Annotated in this window: 16 protein-coding genes; 1 reads left to right on the top strand and 15 read right to left on the bottom strand. The window is 56.2% G+C overall.

The window, feature by feature from the left end; all coding sequences use genetic code 11:
• Positions 1-21: 21 nt before the first annotated feature.
• The 14 genes from B7X65_RS17885 to B7X65_RS17820 all read right to left on the bottom strand — a co-directional run bounded on the left by B7X65_RS17885 (position 22) and on the right by B7X65_RS17820 (position 16,236).
• Positions 22-663, bottom strand: coding sequence for a lytic transglycosylase domain-containing protein (locus B7X65_RS17885; RefSeq protein WP_293595653.1), 642 nt, complete (start codon positions 661-663; stop codon positions 22-24).
• Positions 660-2,759, bottom strand: a complete 2,100-nt coding sequence (locus B7X65_RS17880) for an ATP-binding protein (protein ID WP_293595652.1) — start codon at positions 2,757-2,759, stop codon at positions 660-662. Before B7X65_RS17880 ends, B7X65_RS17885 begins: the two co-directional genes overlap by 4 nt.
• A gap of 88 nt (positions 2,760-2,847) precedes the next feature.
• Positions 2,848-4,260 (bottom strand): type IV secretion system protein, encoded by a 1,413-nt coding sequence (locus tag B7X65_RS17875; RefSeq protein WP_293595651.1) that lies wholly within the window; start codon positions 4,258-4,260, stop codon positions 2,848-2,850.
• Positions 4,257-5,036 carry a hypothetical protein gene (locus B7X65_RS17870; RefSeq protein ID WP_141396385.1) on the bottom strand — a complete coding sequence of 260 codons (780 nt, stop codon included), beginning with the start codon at positions 5,034-5,036 and terminating at the stop codon, positions 4,257-4,259. The genes B7X65_RS17875 and B7X65_RS17870 overlap by 4 nt, the downstream gene beginning before the upstream one ends.
• Positions 5,023-7,563 (bottom strand): type IV secretion system protein VirB4, encoded by a 2,541-nt coding sequence (locus B7X65_RS17865; RefSeq protein WP_293595650.1) that lies wholly within the window; start codon positions 7,561-7,563, stop codon positions 5,023-5,025. Before B7X65_RS17865 ends, B7X65_RS17870 begins: the two co-directional genes overlap by 14 nt.
• 17 nt (positions 7,564-7,580) lie before the next feature.
• A complete protein-coding gene (locus B7X65_RS17860; protein WP_293595649.1) occupies positions 7,581-7,886 on the bottom strand; it encodes a VirB3 family type IV secretion system protein in 306 nt (101 codons plus the stop codon).
• Positions 7,887-7,907: 21 nt separating this feature from the next.
• Positions 7,908-8,285, bottom strand: coding sequence for a hypothetical protein (locus B7X65_RS17855; protein ID WP_293595648.1), 378 nt, complete (start codon positions 8,283-8,285; stop codon positions 7,908-7,910).
• Positions 8,286-8,322: 37 nt separating this feature from the next.
• On the bottom strand, positions 8,323-9,321 hold the full coding sequence (locus tag B7X65_RS17850; RefSeq protein WP_293595647.1) for an ATPase, T2SS/T4P/T4SS family: 999 nt from the start codon (positions 9,319-9,321) through the stop codon (positions 8,323-8,325).
• A 263-nt stretch (positions 9,322-9,584) separates the two neighbouring features.
• Positions 9,585-10,229 (bottom strand): DUF4400 domain-containing protein, encoded by a 645-nt coding sequence (locus B7X65_RS17845; RefSeq protein ID WP_293595646.1) that lies wholly within the window; start codon positions 10,227-10,229, stop codon positions 9,585-9,587.
• Positions 10,230-10,231: 2 nt separating this feature from the next.
• A complete protein-coding gene (locus tag B7X65_RS17840) occupies positions 10,232-10,849 on the bottom strand; it encodes a hypothetical protein (RefSeq protein WP_293595645.1) in 618 nt (205 codons plus the stop codon).
• Positions 10,846-12,804 (bottom strand): conjugative transfer system coupling protein TraD, encoded by a 1,959-nt coding sequence (traD, locus tag B7X65_RS17835; protein WP_293595644.1) that lies wholly within the window; start codon positions 12,802-12,804, stop codon positions 10,846-10,848. The genes B7X65_RS17840 and traD overlap by 4 nt, the downstream gene beginning before the upstream one ends.
• Complete coding sequence (gene mobH / locus B7X65_RS17830) at positions 12,805-14,664, bottom strand: MobH family relaxase (RefSeq protein ID WP_293595643.1); 1,860 nt, start codon at positions 14,662-14,664, stop codon at positions 12,805-12,807. It abuts the gene before it with no gap.
• Between the two features lie 223 nt (positions 14,665-14,887).
• Positions 14,888-15,556 carry a FlhC family transcriptional regulator gene (locus B7X65_RS17825; protein ID WP_293595642.1) on the bottom strand — a complete coding sequence of 223 codons (669 nt, stop codon included), beginning with the start codon at positions 15,554-15,556 and terminating at the stop codon, positions 14,888-14,890.
• A gap of 29 nt (positions 15,557-15,585) precedes the next feature.
• A complete protein-coding gene (locus B7X65_RS17820; RefSeq protein ID WP_293595641.1) occupies positions 15,586-16,236 on the bottom strand; it encodes a hypothetical protein in 651 nt (216 codons plus the stop codon).
• Positions 16,237-16,414: 178 nt separating this feature from the next.
• On the opposite strand from B7X65_RS17820, the gene B7X65_RS17815 reads away from it, so the two are divergent.
• On the top strand, positions 16,415-17,128 hold the full coding sequence (locus tag B7X65_RS17815; protein WP_293595640.1) for a hypothetical protein: 714 nt from the start codon (positions 16,415-16,417) through the stop codon (positions 17,126-17,128).
• 157 nt (positions 17,129-17,285) lie between these two features.
• Here B7X65_RS17815 and B7X65_RS17810 read toward each other — a convergent pair whose 3' ends face one another.
• Positions 17,286-18,347 (bottom strand): primase-helicase zinc-binding domain-containing protein, encoded by a 1,062-nt coding sequence (locus tag B7X65_RS17810; RefSeq protein WP_293595639.1) that lies wholly within the window; start codon positions 18,345-18,347, stop codon positions 17,286-17,288.
• Positions 18,348-18,375 lie beyond the last annotated feature (28 nt).

Genomic DNA, 18,375 nt, shown 5'->3' with positions numbered 1-18,375 from the left:
TGATCCGTTCAAGAGGGTAGGCTATTCGCCGTCGAGAGCCAAAACGGATGTCCCGGCCGAAGAAGTCCGCTGCTTGCCCGAACTGGCAACTTGGGTTGACCCACAAGAGTCAAGGGATCCTGGCGACTCCTTCTTTCCTTGAACCACTCCCCAAGTTCGAAGCACATTCCAGACGAGCCCCGTATACCGCTTGTTGAAGCATGGAGTTGCAGAGTGGTACGCCCCAATCGCAAACCAGGTGTTCCCATACGCCTTTATCTGCTTTTTTAAATGCCATGCCGCGACGTAGCTTGCAATGCATCCGTCGAGCAGGTCATCGGGCGCGATTCCATGTGACTTCAGCTCCTTAAAGTGCATCGAATTGATCTGAGCCATCCCAACGTCAGTTGTTCCGTTTCGATTCTTGTTCATCGCCTTGGGGTTGAAGTTGGATTCAACCTTGAGAATCGCCCGTACGATCCACGAGTTCACTCCATGGAAATCACCGGCCTGAGAAACGCAATCATTCGGTTGAGTCGGCTGACTGGTCTGAAATGTTGCTGCCCGTGCAAGCTGAGCACCGGTCGGGCCGATGCCCGCAGGACCCATTGCAGATGCGTGCGGCGCCCAGAAAAAGACCTGCACAGCTGCAGCGCACGTAGTAACTAACTTTCCCAATTTCATCCTCGATCGCCTAAAACTGTTTGAATTGCAACGTCCACGTCGCCCCGACTAATAACGATCTGGTCCCCGTCAGTTTGGCTTATCGCCCTGTTGACAGCGTGCTGACAGATTGCCTCTGCATTGGCAATACTCTGATCGCCCATCAGCTGAACCAGTTCTTCAACGCTGAGATCCTGAGCCATAGCTACCTTGCGATGGGCCAGCCATTGTGTAAGGTGTGCCACGAGCTGCGTACCGCTTGGCCTGACAAATTCGACCTTCTCGGTGAAACGTCCGCCACGCAAGAGGGCAGGATCAATCTGATCGGGGTTGTTCGTTGCCGCAACCCAGAGCACGTCCCGCACCCGGTCGTTCACGCCCTCCATGAGGGTAAGCAGCTTGTTCGTTGCTTCCGTGTTCTGTGAATATTCCCGCGAGCGCAGAAGCTCATCGGCTTCGTCTATGAAGATGAGTGCCGGCCGCAGTTCCTTGGCCTTTGTATAGAGCTTCTCCAGCGCCTTCGAGTCGCGGGCCAAGTCGGCGCCAGTAGCAATCAAGAAGGTCCAGCCGACTTCCTTTGCAAGCGCCTTGCACGCGGCCGTCTTCCCGGTCCCCGGGGGGCCAAAGAAGAGCACGCCAGTCGGAAGGGACCCGCCCAGCCGCTCAACACGAACTGGATCCGCCAGGCGACTGGCGATCATCGCCAGCGCGTTCCTGGTGAAGTCTGGGAACACCATCTCGCTCAAGCTCTTTACATTCTCAGGTTTCGCACCACGCTGCCCCTGAATGCGGCGCAGAGCATTCATGAAATCATCAAAGGTCAACGGCTCCGTGCGCCCACCAGCACCGACCTTGTCGGCGAGGTACGAAGGCATTTCCTCCGTAACGGCGAGAATGCGTTTCACAGAAAAGCCGTTCCAGCGAAGCGCCACGCTTCGCAGCACGTCCGGTGATACTTGCGCCTTTGGGGTATGAGCCTTGATGCCGCTCTGGAGCAGGCCTACCCGGGCGTCCTGATCCGGCGGTGAAACCTCAATTTTGAAGTCGAATCGACCTTCACGAATAGCGGCGCCGTCGAGCCGGTCCATGTAGTTCGTCGCGGCAACGATCACCACCCGGTGCCTGCGCACGTCAACCAGTAGAGTCAGGAGCGAGTTGACGACGTCACTATCCTCCTTGTTCTGGCCGGCCGAATCGCCCCGGCTGGGAAGAAAGCTGTCGATTTCGTCTATGAACAACATACACGGCTGATTGCGGATGGCCTGGTCAAATGCCGCCTTGATCCGCACAGTGCGCTCCCCAACCCACTGGCTCGCCACATCAGAATGCGTGAGGGTGAGGAATGGCAGCTTCAGTTCCCCGGCCAAGGCCTCTGCGAGCACGGTCTTTCCGTTGCCCGGGTCGCCTCCGAGTAGGATGCCGTTGCGAGGCTTCACGCCTTCAGCCCGTGGGGCAGTGATTGCGTGTCCGGCAGAAAGGAGGCGCTTTTTGAGGTCTGTATTGCCGTGGATATCCTTGAACGTGATTTTCGGCACGATCACGCGCGCGACTTCTGGCACTGCGACCTCGCCAGCGTCGTTTTGGGCACGAACCCTAAGTTGAGAAGGCTTGGCCTTGAATCCATAGAGAAACTCGCTCTTAACGAGCCACCACGAGGCAATACCAAGGGCAATGACCGAAGCGAACGGCCAGTAGCGTTCATGCGGGCCATGGTCGGCCAGGGCGAGCCAGATGGCAAACGTTGCCCCATAGAACTTGACCACCCAGGCGCTTGCTGCCGAAAGCCCGACGGAGGCGGTCATTGGAATAGCAACCCCGGCTTCTCCACCGGACCCCAATAAGGCTGTGACGAAGCGGAGTAGATGGAAAGCCAGGAGAAATGCCACTGGGCCGGAGAGGAACAAAAGTCCTCGCGTAGGAAGAACTTGGCCTTTATCACCCAGGCTCCAATCAAACGTCGTCATCGTGCCTTGGAAGGCATTAACGACCCAGGTTAGCCAAATCCCAACAAGTGGAAAGACGACAAGCACCACCATCAAGGCGAAGGTAGCGAACATGCCAACTCGACCAGCCGACTCCTGAAGTGCGCCCATGAAGGAAAATTTGTTGTTTCTCATGTTATCCCGTTTCTGTTCTACCAAAAGTATCACAGAAGGCACGGCTGTCAATTGCCGTGACGGACACGCTCACTGGCATCGCTGAGAGTCATTTTTGTGGGGGCGCCGGTTGCTCCTTGGATGGTGCGTTCGCCCTGTAGGATTTTTGATACGCCCGATTCTGGGAGTTGTTGTTGAAACGAGTGGCGCCAGATGGAACTCCATTTCTCGCGTCACTTGCCCCGAGTGACGATGCGCGCTGCGCACCGACAGTGCTGTTGTAGGCTGATGAGACACCAGATTTGGCCCCTTGCCCGGCGGCACCTCCGGCATAGTTCGCAGCGCGTGCACCGGCACTCTGTGTGAGGCCCTTGATCCCACTAAAGCCAGCACCACCAGCACTGCCCTGCAGGAGCCCAGTGGCGATTGAGGGCACCTGGGCCATGAATAGCGCAGCCATCACGGCCAGCAACACCATAAATCCATAAAGCGTTACGTCGGCTGTCAGCGTGTCCATGGAAGCCGTTCCCGCCGAGTCTTTTGCAATCTTTGCCGCGACCTTGGCCAGCGCTTCAAACAGCTTCCCAGTGATCAGGAACATGAATGCTGCAACCAACTTCATCATGCACGCGCCCAAAAGGAATCGGAGCCAGGAATCGAAGACCCATGACATTGGCTTGAATATCAGAAAGGGGACCATGACGGGCGCAAGGCATACGACAAGTTCCACACTAACCATTGCCATAGCCGCGGTGGCCAGAAAAACGCATCCTGCAAGCAGAACCAGGAAAATGGTGACCATTTTCATGATGTTGACAAATATGAAGGATCCGACCATGTACATGATCTTCCCGGAGAGCAGGTCAGCGGCTGACCCATCCGTGGCCGAGCTCGTGTCAGCAATCAAATAGATGCTGTTGAAGATGAGCTTCGTGGAATCCCCAAGAAGGGAGGTTAGGGTACTCACATCGGCCCCCGTGACCGATGAGGCAAGCGAGTCCATCTGGCTTACGATCTGCCGAGCGCCTCCATAGGCTGGATCGATAATCGCAACGACCACACCGGCGCCAACGAAAATCGGAACCCATTCGCCAATCAACTCGCCAATTCCCTTCCCCCCTGCCATGGTCTTGAACGCACCCCACATCATCCCGATAAAAACGCCCAGCCCGAGGAGTTTGTCACCAAAGGACTTCATCGAAGCATTTGACTTGAGCTTCTGCAAGGCCTGATCTAGCGCCGACGTTATCTCCTGCGCCATCTGTTGCCCAGAAATTCCGCCGGTTGGGACTGTCTGCGCCACAGCCTGGGCGGCTTCCAACTCCGCACCCTCGGCCGGTGGGTTTTGTGCCGCCGTCAGGGTAGCCCCAAGGGCCAACGTCACACAAAGCAACGCGAGCAGAAGGCGTTTCCGCTTGCCGGCAGCTGCAACGTTCGCGGCGAACTGAGCAGCCTTGAAAGCAGCCCTGCCGACCAGCGAGGCAAACCAAAACCGGACTGGGCTTTCGTAAATAGTGTTCACCGCTGCATCATTTCAAGTTGCTGGGCCCGAATCGCCTTCTGTCGCTTCTGGACGAGGTCGAACTCATTTGTCGTCTTGAGTTTGTCGTTGGCAGCATCTACCTTCGCGTCCACGTCACTCTCAGCCCTTGCCATCATGGCGACCATGCGGGCATTCTGTTGGACCAGACGGTTCATCTGGTTGTTCAGTATCTTGATCGACTCGTGTTGCCCTGTTGCCGCCGAAATCGCGCTACCCTGCTCCTGAACGAACTTGTAGTCCTCGTCCACCTGCTCCATTGTTGAACGGGCGGTTTGGATCCTCAACTTTGCACGCTCGTTGCCAAGTCGCGCGTCATTTGCCGTTTTCAGTACGTAGTCCTTCCAGGACATATTCATGAGCTTCGCAGCCATCTGGTTCGAGTCAAGGTTTTGCAACTGGCTCGAAAGACTTCCGGTCAAACCATTGATGGACTGCTGGTAGTTGCGCAAGGTGTTGTAAGCCTTGTTGGCGTCAACAATGTTCCCCGCAAGCACCGCCGGGTCGACTCCCATGGTATTCAGCAATTGGTTTCGATACTGCTCGATTTGCACCATGTGTGCCTGAACTGTGGTCATCGCGGTTTCGGCCGAGTCAATCGAGACTTTCACGAGTTCCCCATTGTTCAGGAGCTGCGTGATCTCCGTGCCGCCGCCGAAGCCAGCGACTGTGCCGGTGTGGGCCGGCAGCGACATGGACGAAACGCCCATAAGAATCAGCAGATGGGCCAGGGGTGTTTTCAATTTATGCAGCAACATGTAGTACCTCTTTCACAAATTTCAGTTCCCAGCCGGGCCCGCCCCGAATGGATGCCTCGATCACGGCCTGCCGCATAGCGGGCTGGGTGGTTGCCTCGTTGATGGCAATGAGTAGCGGAGGCATTTGAGTGCTGACCAGCCGGGTGACTGATGGCTTCACCAGCAAGTAGTCACGCTTCGGAATCGCATGCGCGAGAAGATTGAGCTGGCTCTCATTGATGTCGAATACCTGGCTGTACAGGGCAGCCTGCTGGTGAACAGACGACTTGACTGCCGGCAGGAGGATCTGGCACGGGATGTTTGTAACGAAACTTCCAATGTTCGGGAGCCGAGCAAGTTCGTCCAGCGCTTGGGTCACGAACATCACAAATGCGCGCTTCTTGCGGAACGTCCTCAACCAGTCTTCCATCTTCGCTGCAAACATCGGGTTTGCCAGCATGTACCAGGCTTCCTCGATATAGATGAGCGTAGGTGTGGTCCCGTCCAACCTGCTTTCGATGTTGTAGAAGGCGTAGTCCATAAATGGACTGGCGAGCTGAGGAGTCTGCAGAATTCCGCCACATTCCATTCCCACCATGCTGGAAAGCTGGAAGTTGTCTTCGTCGTTGTCGAAGTACGGCGCATAGGCACCAGCGCCGGCATCATCGTCGTCGGTTCTGTCCACATAAGGCGCCAGCTTTGCGGCAAGTGTTTGGTCCGCACCGGCGATGAGCGCATACAAGGCTGAGAGGCGCCACCCAGACCGATGGGAACGGCGCAGCCCTTGAATCGCCGTAAAAATTGCCTGCCCTTCAGTTGCCGAGACCTCACTTCCACCGGCTGCAATGAGCACTTCGACCCACTGCCGCAATCTCATGTCGTCGTTCGCATCGAGCATGACGCGAACGGGGTTCATCCCGATCTTCCTGCCGCCCTTGCCACCGAGATCAATGTGCTTCCCGCCCAGGAGCACAGTGGCAATCATGAGCGAGTGGTCCTTGTCGAAGATGAACGTTTGGGATGGCGTGTACTTCTGAAACTGCGAAATCAGAAGGGTCAGAAGTGAGGTCTTGCCCGAGCCGGCGCCGCCGACGATCGCCGTGTGGCCAAGGTCCGTTTCGTGAGGATTGAAGTCGTAGGAGATTCCGTAGGGTGTGACGAACCGGCAGAGTGGAGGAACGTCGTAGCCAAGCAGGCGCGAGAAGAATGGGTGCGTCTTTTCCCCTGTCGAAATCGTCCTAATTGGAGCGAGATCGGCCAGATTCGCCGTCGATGCGAGCTTCCACCGCATGATGGCGTTGGCGTTCCCAGGCATCGATGTAAGGAGTGCGGAGATAAGCCCCTGGCGTTCCCGTATGATCGTGTACCCACTTGCGCGCAGATTGCTTGCCATCAGGTCGGCCGCATTCTCAGCCTCCTTCTGGTTATTTCCGAGTGCCAGCACCGTCATGTTGTAGTAGCCGTAACTCACATTAGAGGCGGTCAGCTCGACCAGTGCCTCCTGTGCATCGTCAGCAAGCTGCAAATTTCCGGTGTTTACCTTGTCGGAGACGGTATCAAGTAGGCGCTCAGCTGCCCTTGTGAGCACAGACTTAACTTCGCTGCGGTAGAACATCTCCGCGTCCTGAATGGCCTTCTCTGCGATCGTCCGATCCATGAAGCGATAGCACTGTATGAGCACATACTCGCAGTCCACCCCCATGAGGCGATCGACGTCTCCGCTGAACGCTTCCTGCGGCGTACCCGTGGTCGACAGTGCGGCTACAAACGTACTTTTGGTCGGCCCCTGGAACTCAATCTGATCGTGCCTTCTGATCAAGGTGTCGGTTGCAAGCGCTGTGTTGAGATAGGTCATGCCCTTGCTGATGCTCACCGGCCCCCGTGGCGATGCAAGATTTGCCCGTGCGTAGAGCTCACCGAGCATTTCGTCATCGCGCAAGCGCGAGAAACCCAAGTTCAGCTCAACGATCCCCGAGAAGGTATCAAGAACTTTCTCGAATTCGACGGTCATGTCGCTCAACTGGCTGCGCACCCTCGCGACTGCGCCTTTGTCGGTCAGTCGACGTCGAATGAGACCAGAAACGGCGGCGAGAAAATTCCCGTCATTCTCACTTACTTCGCTTCGAATCGCTTCGAAGAAGGCCTCGGAACGGTTTGGGAAGTTGAAGGACAGAAACATGCACTGGGTCACCGCGGCATTTCTTTGTTTCGTGCATGCCTTCTCCCACTGCCGATCGATGGCTTGGGCGATTGGGTTCGTGAAGTCACCGGACGGATAGCCAGTGACAAACCGGCGCTCCTGAATTGTCCAGAGAGTAATTCGGTCGTTCAGCGCCCGCAATGCAGTTTGGAGCTGGGAAATTCTTTGGTCAACTTCGAAATCCTGCTTTCCCTCAACGTCCGCGCCCTCATAGGTGTATCCAGCGAGCAGAGACCCGTCTTGGCAAAGCACGAGCCCAGGAGCGACCTGCGTGAACCAGGGCAGGAGCTCCGCAAACGAGCGCGCCGCTTTACGCGGCTTTGTGAATAGATCTTCGAAGGAAACCATGTACGCCTTTTGACAAATTAGAGGGGAAGTCCCCTACCCCAACCCTTCGGTCGGGATTTGGCGTCTTCGAGCCGGGGCGTTGCGTCATAGACGTGCCCCTCGCGCAGGTAGCGCATCAAGATCCCGATGAATTGATCATCACGTTTCGAGAGCCACCTTGCGATCAGGTAGCCAAGGAAGACGATGGGAATGCCCCAGTAGCTTTTGGCCACGATGAGAAAAGTGCCTACGAGCGCAAGACCCGCGAAGCTGCTCTTCTCAACCCCCATGATCAAACGAGGGCGGTGTAGCGACTGATGAAATGGGGACGAGCGGGAGGCCATGTTTCGGAGCGAATGCCCTACTTAGGACAAGCAGCTTGGAAGCTGAATAGTCCCGGTGCTCAACAGAATGGAGACCAGACCCTGGATGATGCCGAACACAATCGCTACACTGATCATGCGGCCCCAGTCCATCTTGGTGATCAAGCCGATGACCAATGTGGCAATGCAGACGACGATGAAAATCAGGATCGCGAGGGGTCCTTTCATCCACATGGCAACCTGGCAGCCGACGCCTTCAATAAAAGGCATGCTCATGGACTGCGCCATCGCTTCAATGGGAACCGCTGACAGGAGGAAGGCCGCCGCCAAGGCAAGTGCGATTGCGACGGACGGATTTTGCTGCCCCGTCGGCACTGTTGCCTTGAACATGCTGGCGAGACGGCTGATTGATGCTTTCATAGGGAGATCTCCAGGGTTTTCAAAAAAGGGGAAACTGTTAAAGGTGCTCAAGGGAGTAGTCGCCACTCGCACGGTCGAAACCGTGTAGCCGGCAAACCTCGGAAACGGCGCGCTTACTGCCTTCTCGTTTGATGTAGAACATCCACTGCAACGTGTCGGCGATTGCGACACGGATCGCCTCGTGTGGAATGCCCATGTCTGCCATCAGTACGAGGTTCTCAAGGCGGCCGAGCGCGCGACTTGCGCTGTTCGCATGGATGGTTGCCGCGGAGCCAGGATGGCCAGTGTTGGCGGCATCCATCCAGTCATAGGCTTCGGGTCCGCGAAGCTCACCCACAATCACGCGCTTGGGTGCATATCGCATTGCTGTCCGAACGGCGCGGCGGGCAGTCATGCCCTGCTCATCGTCACATTCGACCAAGACAGCGTTCGGGGAAGTGATCTTGAGTTCGTGTACCGTCTCAATGACGAAGAGCCGCTCCTCCTTTGGGACCATGCTCAATGCCGTGTTCATCAACGTCGTCTTCCCCGAACCGGTACCGCCAACGATAAGAAAATTCTCTTTGGCAGCAATGGCTTGGGCCATCAGCCCGGCGTACTTTTCGGAAATCACGCCTGACGCGACATATTCCTCAATGGAAAACACACGGGCGGCATGCCGGCGAATGCACATCGACGGTCCGTTTACGGCGACAGGGGGAAGCAGCGCCTCAATTCGAAAGCCGGGGAGCCTGGCCGACAACACGCGTTGTTTCGATTTTTCCCCCACCTCTTTTTCCATCAACCCGGCGATCAAAGTAATTGCGGCCCGAATATTTGGCGCGCTCAGCTTTACTCGGACCTTTGTGTCCTCGCCGTGCTTGGAGATGAAGACGTCGTCGGGCCCGTTGATCATGATTTCATTGATCTCGCCATCGGCGAAGTACGGCCGCAGGACGTCCAACGTGTCCATCAATTGAGCAAGAACCCGTTGAGTATTCCCAACGCGAGCGACCTCGTTCAAGGATCTGTCGCCGGTGGGGTTCGCAATTTGCATGCACCCTATTCTGTTGATAGACAGGGAATTTCCGTCCCGCTCAACGCATGGAAACTGGCTTGTTGAGCGAACGCGTTCTGAGGGCGCCCGGGCTACTTCCTGGAATGGCGGCGAATAGACGCCATGGTTATGAGCGCTCGCCAAGCAGCAGGTAGGTATCGCCCGGACCCAACGCGCCTGGCCGCCGGCCCGTCAAGCTTGCGCGTGATAGGCGATGACACTTGCCGATGGAGCGGCAAGGCCAGTTTTGCTTGTCATTGGTGTCAGCGCCCGAAGAGCGGCTGGGTGTTTGATATCAATACAGAAAGCGGGATGGCAACAATTAAGGCCCAGGCGGGGGCCAGGAGCGGGGAGATGCTAAACGGGACGACGAGGTATACCAGAGGTAAGACGAGCAGGGGGATAACCAGAAGGCTTGCGAGTGCAAATGTCGCAGGCCTTAGTGCCCCGAACTCAGCGCGTTTGATTTTCCTCTGCATAAATCCATCGTAGACCGCAGCAAACAATAGCGGGGCGAGGATCACAAACCAGACCAAAACAATGGCAAATCGCATCGCCATGACATACGCCTGCAACATCAGACCTTGCAGGTAGCTGTTGTACATGGATGACATAGCTAAGCCAACAGGTCCTGCCACCCGTCCTCCAAGGTCACGGTCTTCCTTGGAGTGCTTCAAGCCGCTTGCGGTCTGTGAGACCATTCCAAGAGGAGTGCCAGTAAAGATTCCGGAGGCAAATCCGACAATCCTGACTGCAACCGTCTCCCCCAATGCATCTCTCGTCTGCTGAATCTCGGTCTTCACGAATTGCTCCATGCTAGAGCCGGTACGCATGACCGGTCCGAGGAGGAAGCCCACGGCGATCACACCGAGCCAAAAGCCAATATGCTGGCTACTTTTGACGGCCATGGTTATCCTCGCGGCGCCAGGAGTTCAAGGTAACCAGCATCGACGGGATCATCGGTAAGCCGTGCGATTAGGTGGATTCTCAGACCGGCTACTTCTTCGACAGTCGGCTGTTCCGTAACCAGAACGGTCTCCAGCTCCTTCATGCCGTGGGCTAGTGCCCACGAGTGCAGCGGCTCAGAGAAATACCGCCACCGAAGCAGCTGCCCATCCTTGTTCTCGCCATAGACCGCCAACCGGGCGACCTCTGCAACGCAGTTGGCAAGCCAATAGAGATAAATTGCAACAACGCGGCCCTCATACGATTCGCCGCGGCGCACAGCAGCATCGACCTTGGTAACTGCATTTTCAATCGCACATGCGAGCAGCGAGTCGCCTGCCAATGTTGGCCACATCGGGGTCAGCAGCACACCAAGGCGCTCTGTCGCCGCCCTGAGCTGCGGGTGATGGGTCCAAAGCGAAAGCGCAACAGAAGCGTATGCTTTTCCATCAATGGTTGCATCAAGCCACGCGCCCGGTGAGGCTTGCGAGAGGCCGCTGAGCGGCCAAATACCCGAGCCACCTATACGAACTCCTCCGCCAGAAGTAGCTTTCGAACGATCGAAATTGATCACTTGACTCATTGTTTTTTTACCTTCGCATCTTCGAGGATTACCGGTATCCGGCCTTTGATCAGTTCGCCACGGTTGAATATGCCGATGTAGTGCAGATCCGGTAGTGAGGGTAGAAGACTCTTCGGGAAAATCTCCATGACAACGTCTTCTGCCTTGTCACTCTGGTTGGACGAAAATTCAAGGCCTGCATCTTCAGTTTTGGACCCAATGCCGGAAGAGGAGCTGCGCACAGTAATCGCGGTTTCACCCAACTTGTCAATGATCAGCTTCATGGTGTCCGGATCCTGGGTTGCACCAACGATCATGTTGTTCATGTTGCCGATGAATCGCCTTGCACGGGCTTCGTTCCCACCGAATTTGTCAACAAGGTCAGAGAATGTTTGCCCGAGCGCCCAGATGAAGAAGCCAGCTCCCCGGCCTTTGTTCGCCTGCTGAATCAGCGGCGCGCATGCTGCATCGCCCCACTCGTCGACCACAACATGCACGCGTCGCGGTTCTTCTCCACGATCTGAGTCGAGCCCGTGGTTGTAGATCTCTGCAGCCACCGAGGACATCTCGGCAAGGAGCATTGTCGACATCGCCTTTCCGACCGATTCGTCTGCTAGGGTATCGGTGCCCATATACAGAATGTGGTTTCCTTCAACGAGACGCTTGCCGTCCATGATTGGCCTTGTGTCGGCAACATCCTCATAGTCAGGGGATAGGAGACCCTTCAAGTCATCCGTCGTGAGCTTGGTCAGCAGGGGGGTGATACTGACGATCATTTTCCCGAACCATTCCTTATTGGCCTCAAGGATGGACACCAGCCCTCGGACTTCTTCTGGTTTGACGGGAATTCCGAGCTTCTGCGCGTCCTCTGCGGTTTCAGGAACGTCGGATTGGAAAACCTTGATCATTGCACTCAAGGTCGGAGAACTTGTTTCAACCGCATTCTTGCTTTGGGCCCGCTTCCCCGCCGCATTCGAGGCGTTGATTTCCTTCTCGATTACTTCGAGCAGCTGGGGACATTCCTCATTGAAGAACTTCACCAGCACGGCCTCTGCCATTTTCTCAACCGACACGCGCGACTCCATTGCGATCTTGAGCGAGTAGAGGCTAACGCGGCGTCCGACATACTTCATGCCGTTGGTGATCCGATGTACGGCCATCCAGCAGAATTCCTTGAAGTTGTCGGCCTCCTGGGCGTCCAAAACCATCGTAATTCGGGACGCAACCTGTGATACCTGATCCCAGTTCTTGATGAGATCCAGGCGCACGGATTCTGAGGCAAACGCCGGATGGATCATCAGGAACCGCTCAGGGTGACCAGCAAGCCGCGCTCCCTCGCGGCAGATTTCGCGTAAGTCCCGATCCCCTTTTGGATCAATCACAATGACCGTGTCACCGCGCATCGCCAGCTGGAAAATCACCAGCGCCGCCAGGCGTGTCTTGATCGCTCCGGTTGTCGCAATAATCGCGCAATGCCCCTTGAGCGAGTCGAACGGTAGGAAGATGTCAACCTCCTTCATATCGAGCCCATGGATCCACGGCAGTCCCTTTGCCTTATAGGGGTTTTGTTTCAGCTTCGTCCACTTTATCCACCAAAGGGGCGGGTACACATCAACAAGATCCCTCTTCATAATCTCGTACGCGCGCTGAGTATGGCGCGGCTCCCACCGGTATCCCCAACCGAGCCAAAGGTTGTTGCCCATGTCCTTCATCGCCTTCTGAAGGGTGCTTGTTGGAATCACACGCACGTCCTTGCCGGCAAGGGCAAGCTTATAGTTCAGCAGCCGTCTGGCGCCGACCATCCTCAACATCGCCATCGCTGCGGCCAGCGCCGCAGAAGAGATTAACGTGACGGTGGTTGCATTGATGATGAGGGCACACAGGGCCATCCAAACCGCCGCCACGAGCCACGCGACGGTGGAACGCGCCTCATAGATCGGGCGCAATAGTTGCTCGAATCGTTGTCCATTTGCCATTTAGAGTCCCAGCTTCTTGCACCCATAGCGTGAAATGACAATTGCCTCACGCGGTTTCGGCGAACCCTCAGGTATCGCGACCTTCATAATTTTGAGACCGGGTGTCGCTGGAGCGGTGTAGACAAGCCCGGCGACGGCAATTTCGTTTACCCAATCCGGAATGTTGCGAATCATTGAGGACAACAGTTCAAAGCTGATTGCGGCCCCGTTGTCCGTCATCCGCATCGTCGTACTGTCCTCGCCTCGCTCGCGCCAAGTCTTAATTACCTTCCCAAGAAGCTCGACCGAAAGCGGGGTCTTCATTTCCCTGCGAATCTCTTCTGGAACTAGGTCACTGAACTTGATCTCTGGCGCCTCTTTTACCTTTCGCTGGTCCTCAGGAGTACCGTCAGGCACCGGCGTAGCGCTAGCTGATGGACCTCGAGTCGCATCTCGGTTACCAGGTTTCGAGTCACTGGCTTCCGCCGTTCCGGATAGCGCGACCGCATCCTGGTGGCTCGAGCCTTGAGCCACAATGCGCGCATCGTCCTCGACACGCTTCGCTAGATGCGGTACCGCTGCGCTTGATGCGGAAGGCTCATGGTTAAAGATTTCCCCGGACTCCTGATCAATGGACGTGCCCTTCCCCGAGGATTGTGGGGCAGCTCCGCTGCCTTCAGCATTTGGCGTTTGAGACTGTGCTGCCTGAGCGACTCTGCGTTCCACCGCCGCGATCGGGTCGGCCGCGAGTACCGCGACAAGAGTCTTTGGTGGAGACTTCTTGTAATCGGCTGGGTCGTACGATTCCATCACCGCGAACGGGTTCTTCAGCTTAAACGCCTGGTGCAGATTGCCTTCGAAGTCGACAACCTCGATTTGCCCGCTGTCATCGCCACGTGCGGTGTCAAATATGCCCGCCGCTTTAAGCAAATCGGCCAGAACGGACGGGGAGGATGGCCAGCCCTCGTGGCCGTCAACTTTGCCCTGCTTCACAATATCGTGGCCTGCCTGTGGCCACACCAGGTAGAGCCCAGTCGCGTCCACGATGAACGGAATGCCGTTGGGCACCCATGTGCCGGCGTCTACCATTGCACGCATCGCACCGACAAGATAGGGCGTGAGGTGGGTGCCGATGGTCAGGCGACCGTAGTTCTCCGGCATGCGTGCTTCTTCTCGGGTCCTCACCTTTTGCCACATCGTGGCAATGACATCGCGAGCAATCTTTGCAGACGTATCGGCTCCGCTGACGACTTCAAATAAGTCCCGGGTCAGGTGCGTCGAGCCATCCTCCAACCACGCGAGGTTGTCCGGGCCGAGGATCTTGTGGAGAATAGATGCCGTGTACGGCGAAGGGCCGATTTGAATTTGGCCTTGCTCTGCCTTGTCCTCGGGCCAAGACACATATATCCGGTCGGTATCACTCGCGCGAGTCCACTCGACAAGGCTCTGATGATGCTTCTGCCATGCCTCGCCGCGAGCGTTGGTCACGATCATTCGACCCAACGGTTTACCAATCGGATAGAGAAGTGCCGCGGCAAAGCAGAAATATCGCCACCGTGGCTCCAACTTGTGGCGCCGCTCGACACTTTCGGCACCTGTAAAGATCCGGCCATCGGAAGCCTGGAAGCTGAGAAACGCCAGCTCAATTGAAGCGCAAAACAGCCCGCCTTCTCCGGAAAACAGACCCGACGAAGTAGCGGGAAGCGCGCTGATGTGTTCTGCGAGTCGCTCAAGGGGTTTGATAAACCTCTGGTCAAAGTGGGCTTCACTGGTGGCGGCGTGGAGCTTTAGGCGGCCCAGTATTTGTGAGTTTCCGTTGAGGAGGTATTCGGCATCACGGAGCGGCAGTCCCGGATCGTCAGGGGGGTAGATATTTTTCACCCGCGACACAGGTATGCTCGCCCGAGCAGGCTGACGGGCAGCGGCGGGAGTTGGTGATGGGCGTCTTAGGAATGTCTTCTGAAACCAGCTCGAAATCATCTATTGATTGTGCTGGGAGCGCGATTTATAGTTCGTCGCTCTACGAGTCGCTTTTAGGCCATTGAGCCTAATGAGTGTTCAATGACTGCCGGACGTAGCGCCTTTCCAGTGCGGTCCGTCTAACTTACGATGCAGCACGTAGCGAATAGCAGTTGTCAGTAGGCTTGCGGCCGAGGAGCTCCGCGAGTTTCCGCCGTGACGATTCGATGCTTTGCTGATGAATGGCGCAGACGGGGCAAGTCGGCCGCACGTTGGATGCCAACGTCCAGACGAACCGCGAAGAGCATTCCTGGCACGTATGCACGTCGACTACACGATTTCTTACCCCGTCAATTAGCACCACGTAGGTTTCAAAGCTCACCCGGGCGTCATCGGGATTCTCATACAAGGCCGACCTGTACTGAAGGTAGACCTCAATTCGTTTGTCGAGCGCCGCGCCCAAATTTGTTTCGGCCTGGGATGCTGCACCGGGGCCATTGGCGCCATAGTGCAGGTTGACCAAGTAGGCAGCGTCGTACTTGTCCACCAATTTGCTCAGGAACCCCTTGGCGGTGTAGGACTGCCCAATCCCCCTCGGTCTTGCTATGTCACGCCCCATTGCAGCAACGCGTCGGTCCACCGCATCCTTGAGACGTTGCGGGCGCACGTCAGTGCCAGTAAGCGATTGAATCAGCTGAGTACGCTGAGTGAGTCGGATAAGGACTTCGAACCGCTCTTCCCATCTTGGATCGTCGAAAAGATTCAAGCGGTTTCTTGCGGCCAGCGCGCGGCCCATTGCGATATCTTTGCTCATAGTTTGCTTAATGTTCGGCTCGTGACCGATCAGTGGGAAAGCGGGTGGTTGCGGCGTGTAGTTGCCGCAAGCACAGTCCTTTCGCGCGAAGTCAGTTTCGACATCGCAGCGATGGTGAAAAATTCATCGGTAGAGGCTGGGATCAAGCCCACGGCCGGATCAGTAGCGACAGCGTAAAGCTCTCTTGGGCTGTGCCGTGAGAAGAAATTGGCTTGGGCCGAATTCAGGTCGTACAGAATGCGTCCCTGCATGTGCGAGGTTCGCAACGCGTCAAGACGGGTGACAAGCGCCAACGCGGCCTCTTCCAGGCACTCTGCCTCAAAGTTGCTCGACGGGAGAGCCTTACGGAAAACCCCATCAGACGAAACGACGGGGAGTCGCAAGCTGAACAGCGGCATGCGGCAATCCGCCAGGTCGACCACTTGCTCTTCCGTAAGAACCGAGAGAATTCTGAAAAGCTCGCGCTGCCCGGGGAACCACCGATTCATTACTCGCGGATCGTCGATGGGAACGACGGTGGCAGCTTTCCAACGCCGCATGAGCGCGAAGGTGTTTTCATCAAGGATGCTTCGCTCAACCGTAGGAAGATGCATCGTCTGCGGATGAAGCGATGCTCCTGCGAAAGTTGAGTTACTTTTGGTCATAGTTGAAACTGGAACACACAAGCCGTGTGTATTCATTACGGCATCTTCACCCATATTTTTAACCCCCTTCCTTCAAAAAGAAACGAAAATTGCCAACAAATCTCCTTTTGAGCGCCGCTTTGGGCCCCTTTTAAGGGTAAATCGGCTCTAATCTGATATCGAGTCAACCATTTGTATGTTGGCGGCGTTGGTTCGGAGTTGTAACGATCAATCAATGAATTCTTCTTCTGAAACTTCCCCAGATGCTCTCGGGCGCCGGTTTGCCAGCAGGTTGCAGGCAATCCTTGACCAAATGCGCTATCCAGCCACCCCCCTCGATCGAGCGCGAATGCTTTCGCAGAATCTCGCCATTGACGAGGGCTTGGCTTCAACCCTCCTCAACGGACTGATGCTTCCCGACTGGGACTTGTTTCTGGGCATTTGCTCCCTTACCAAATGCCAACCTGGCTACTTCCTGGATGAATCACTAAATCAATATCCGCCTGAAACACGCCTTGTCAAGCCCCTTACTTCTGGGGAAAACATTGTTGTTCGCATGCCCCCAAGAAAGGGTCGGTCGTGGGGCCCTTCGTCAGCCGAATGGACATACCTCAGATCAAAAGACGCAATGGGTTTTGGAATTCAGACGGACGACTTCGTGGTCAATTTCAGTGGCCCGGCCGACGCGCAGCATGTGGCTGTCGACAATCTCTACCTGCTAGGGGTCCGGAACCGATATGAAGTTCGGACCTGCATCGAAGTCGCAAATGGACGTGCCGTGATGGCAGGGCCGCGGACCAGCACAGACGCGGCCGAATTCCTGATCCTTCCGATAACAAGCGCGCTAACCGTAGACGGCGCTCGGATGAATTCTTCCGGCATTCACCATTTCGGGGAGATTGCATCTCTGCTTCGCAGCCCGGACGGGATGTTGGCCACGGCTCACTGATCGGGCACGAGCTGATGCCTCGCTGCTGCAGCTTGCTGCGCCCCCAGTGATGGCCAGGGCAAAAAAAAAGCGCCCTGCAAATGAATGCAGGGCGCCTTGAATGTAAAAACTCTGTTTGAGAATGTGGGGCGCATAGGCCCCACGTCTTCAGCTGCAGCTAAGCAGCAATTCGAGCACTCCAGTAGTTGGCCATGTCATGACCAACCTTAGCAGGTCGAACAATCATCGTCCTGAGATTCCGCGCACGGGATCTTTCGGCCAATTTGTCGGCATATTCGCTACCCGCCCTCTTCCATTTCGTCCCACCACTCTGCGTGGAACCCGACGGCTTCAACTCGTCCGAATCCGCGAAGATGATCAACGTGCGGACCTGCGCGCACAAATCGCCTGGCACTTCAAACGCCGCTAAGGCTGGCCCATTGAGACAAGGCCAGATGGGAATGTTTTTCAACATCGCCGAAGCCCAACCCGTTTCGATACCCTCGCAAACGCCAAGCGTGTCCCCGCGCATCTCCATCATCCGAACGGCAAAGGAATTTACGCCAACGCCTAAGTCGGTCTTTTTGGCCACTGGTACATCTGCCTTTTGTCCTTCCGCGGTCAGGTAAGTCTTGTGCAGTTGCACGAGCTCACCAGTCGACCCTTGAGCGTAGGCCAGCATCGCCGGATACTCTCCTAGCAACACCGGCCGATCATTGGCTGACTTCCCTGGCATCCAATACTGCAGCGCAGGGTGGAATCGTATGCACTTTGGCATGAAATCCATGCCTCGCACCCGGTTCTGCATGTACTTGTCCACAGGGTCGCCATTGGTGACCTCGCAAGCCTCGTTCCAGAACTTGAGCATCCTTGCACGATTGCGCTGGATCCGCTCAGGAGTCATTTCATTGGACATTGCAAGCCGCTGAAGCCTCGGAATTGGTTCAACCGAGGGATTGCATCCAAAGTAGTCCCGAACGTCGTCAGCTGCTTCACGAAAGGTTGTAAAGCCCATGTGTCGCATGAGCATCGCGAAGCCAGACGCGTACTTCCCGCCAGTGCATCCCGCGCTGCAGACCCACACACCGCCGTATTTTTTCTGAGTCCAGCGGTACCGATCCTTGCCCCCGCAAAAGGGGCAGGGTCCATTCCTTCCTGAGAAGAATGCACTGTCCATCCCTCTCGCGGTAAGAATGTCCGGCCATCGGCCGAACGCGAGATCTTCTGCTTTATCGCTCATGATCCCTCCGATAAAAAAGAGGACCGAG

Source organism: Polaromonas sp. 39-63-25 (assembly GCF_002278925.1).
In the GTDB taxonomy this organism is placed as follows: domain Bacteria; phylum Pseudomonadota; class Gammaproteobacteria; order Burkholderiales; family Burkholderiaceae_C; genus Polaromonas.
This window is presented reverse-complemented; position numbering and strand designations above follow the sequence as displayed.

Coding starts and splice junctions, on each gene's coding strand:
- B7X65_RS17885 (WP_293595653.1), bottom strand. CDS start 663: ATGAAATTGGGAAAGTTAGTTACTACGTGCGCTGCAGCTGTGCAGGTC.
- B7X65_RS17880 (WP_293595652.1), bottom strand. CDS start 2,759: ATGAGAAACAACAAATTTTCCTTCATGGGCGCACTTCAGGAGTCGGCT.
- B7X65_RS17870 (WP_141396385.1), bottom strand. CDS start 5,036: ATGTTGCTGCATAAATTGAAAACACCCCTGGCCCATCTGCTGATTCTT.
- B7X65_RS17865 (WP_293595650.1), bottom strand. CDS start 7,563: ATGGTTTCCTTCGAAGATCTATTCACAAAGCCGCGTAAAGCGGCGCGC.
- B7X65_RS17860 (WP_293595649.1), bottom strand. CDS start 7,886: ATGGCCTCCCGCTCGTCCCCATTTCATCAGTCGCTACACCGCCCTCGT.
- B7X65_RS17855 (WP_293595648.1), bottom strand. CDS start 8,285: ATGAAAGCATCAATCAGCCGTCTCGCCAGCATGTTCAAGGCAACAGTG.
- B7X65_RS17850 (WP_293595647.1), bottom strand. CDS start 9,321: ATGCAAATTGCGAACCCCACCGGCGACAGATCCTTGAACGAGGTCGCT.
- B7X65_RS17845 (WP_293595646.1), bottom strand. CDS start 10,229: ATGGCCGTCAAAAGTAGCCAGCATATTGGCTTTTGGCTCGGTGTGATC.
- B7X65_RS17840 (WP_293595645.1), bottom strand. CDS start 10,849: ATGAGTCAAGTGATCAATTTCGATCGTTCGAAAGCTACTTCTGGCGGA.
- traD (WP_293595644.1), bottom strand. CDS start 12,804: ATGGCAAATGGACAACGATTCGAGCAACTATTGCGCCCGATCTATGAG.
- B7X65_RS17825 (WP_293595642.1), bottom strand. CDS start 15,556: ATGAGCAAAGATATCGCAATGGGCCGCGCGCTGGCCGCAAGAAACCGC.
- B7X65_RS17820 (WP_293595641.1), bottom strand. CDS start 16,236: ATGAATACACACGGCTTGTGTGTTCCAGTTTCAACTATGACCAAAAGT.
- B7X65_RS17815 (WP_293595640.1), top strand. CDS start 16,415: ATGAATTCTTCTTCTGAAACTTCCCCAGATGCTCTCGGGCGCCGGTTT.
- B7X65_RS17810 (WP_293595639.1), bottom strand. CDS start 18,347: ATGAGCGATAAAGCAGAAGATCTCGCGTTCGGCCGATGGCCGGACATT.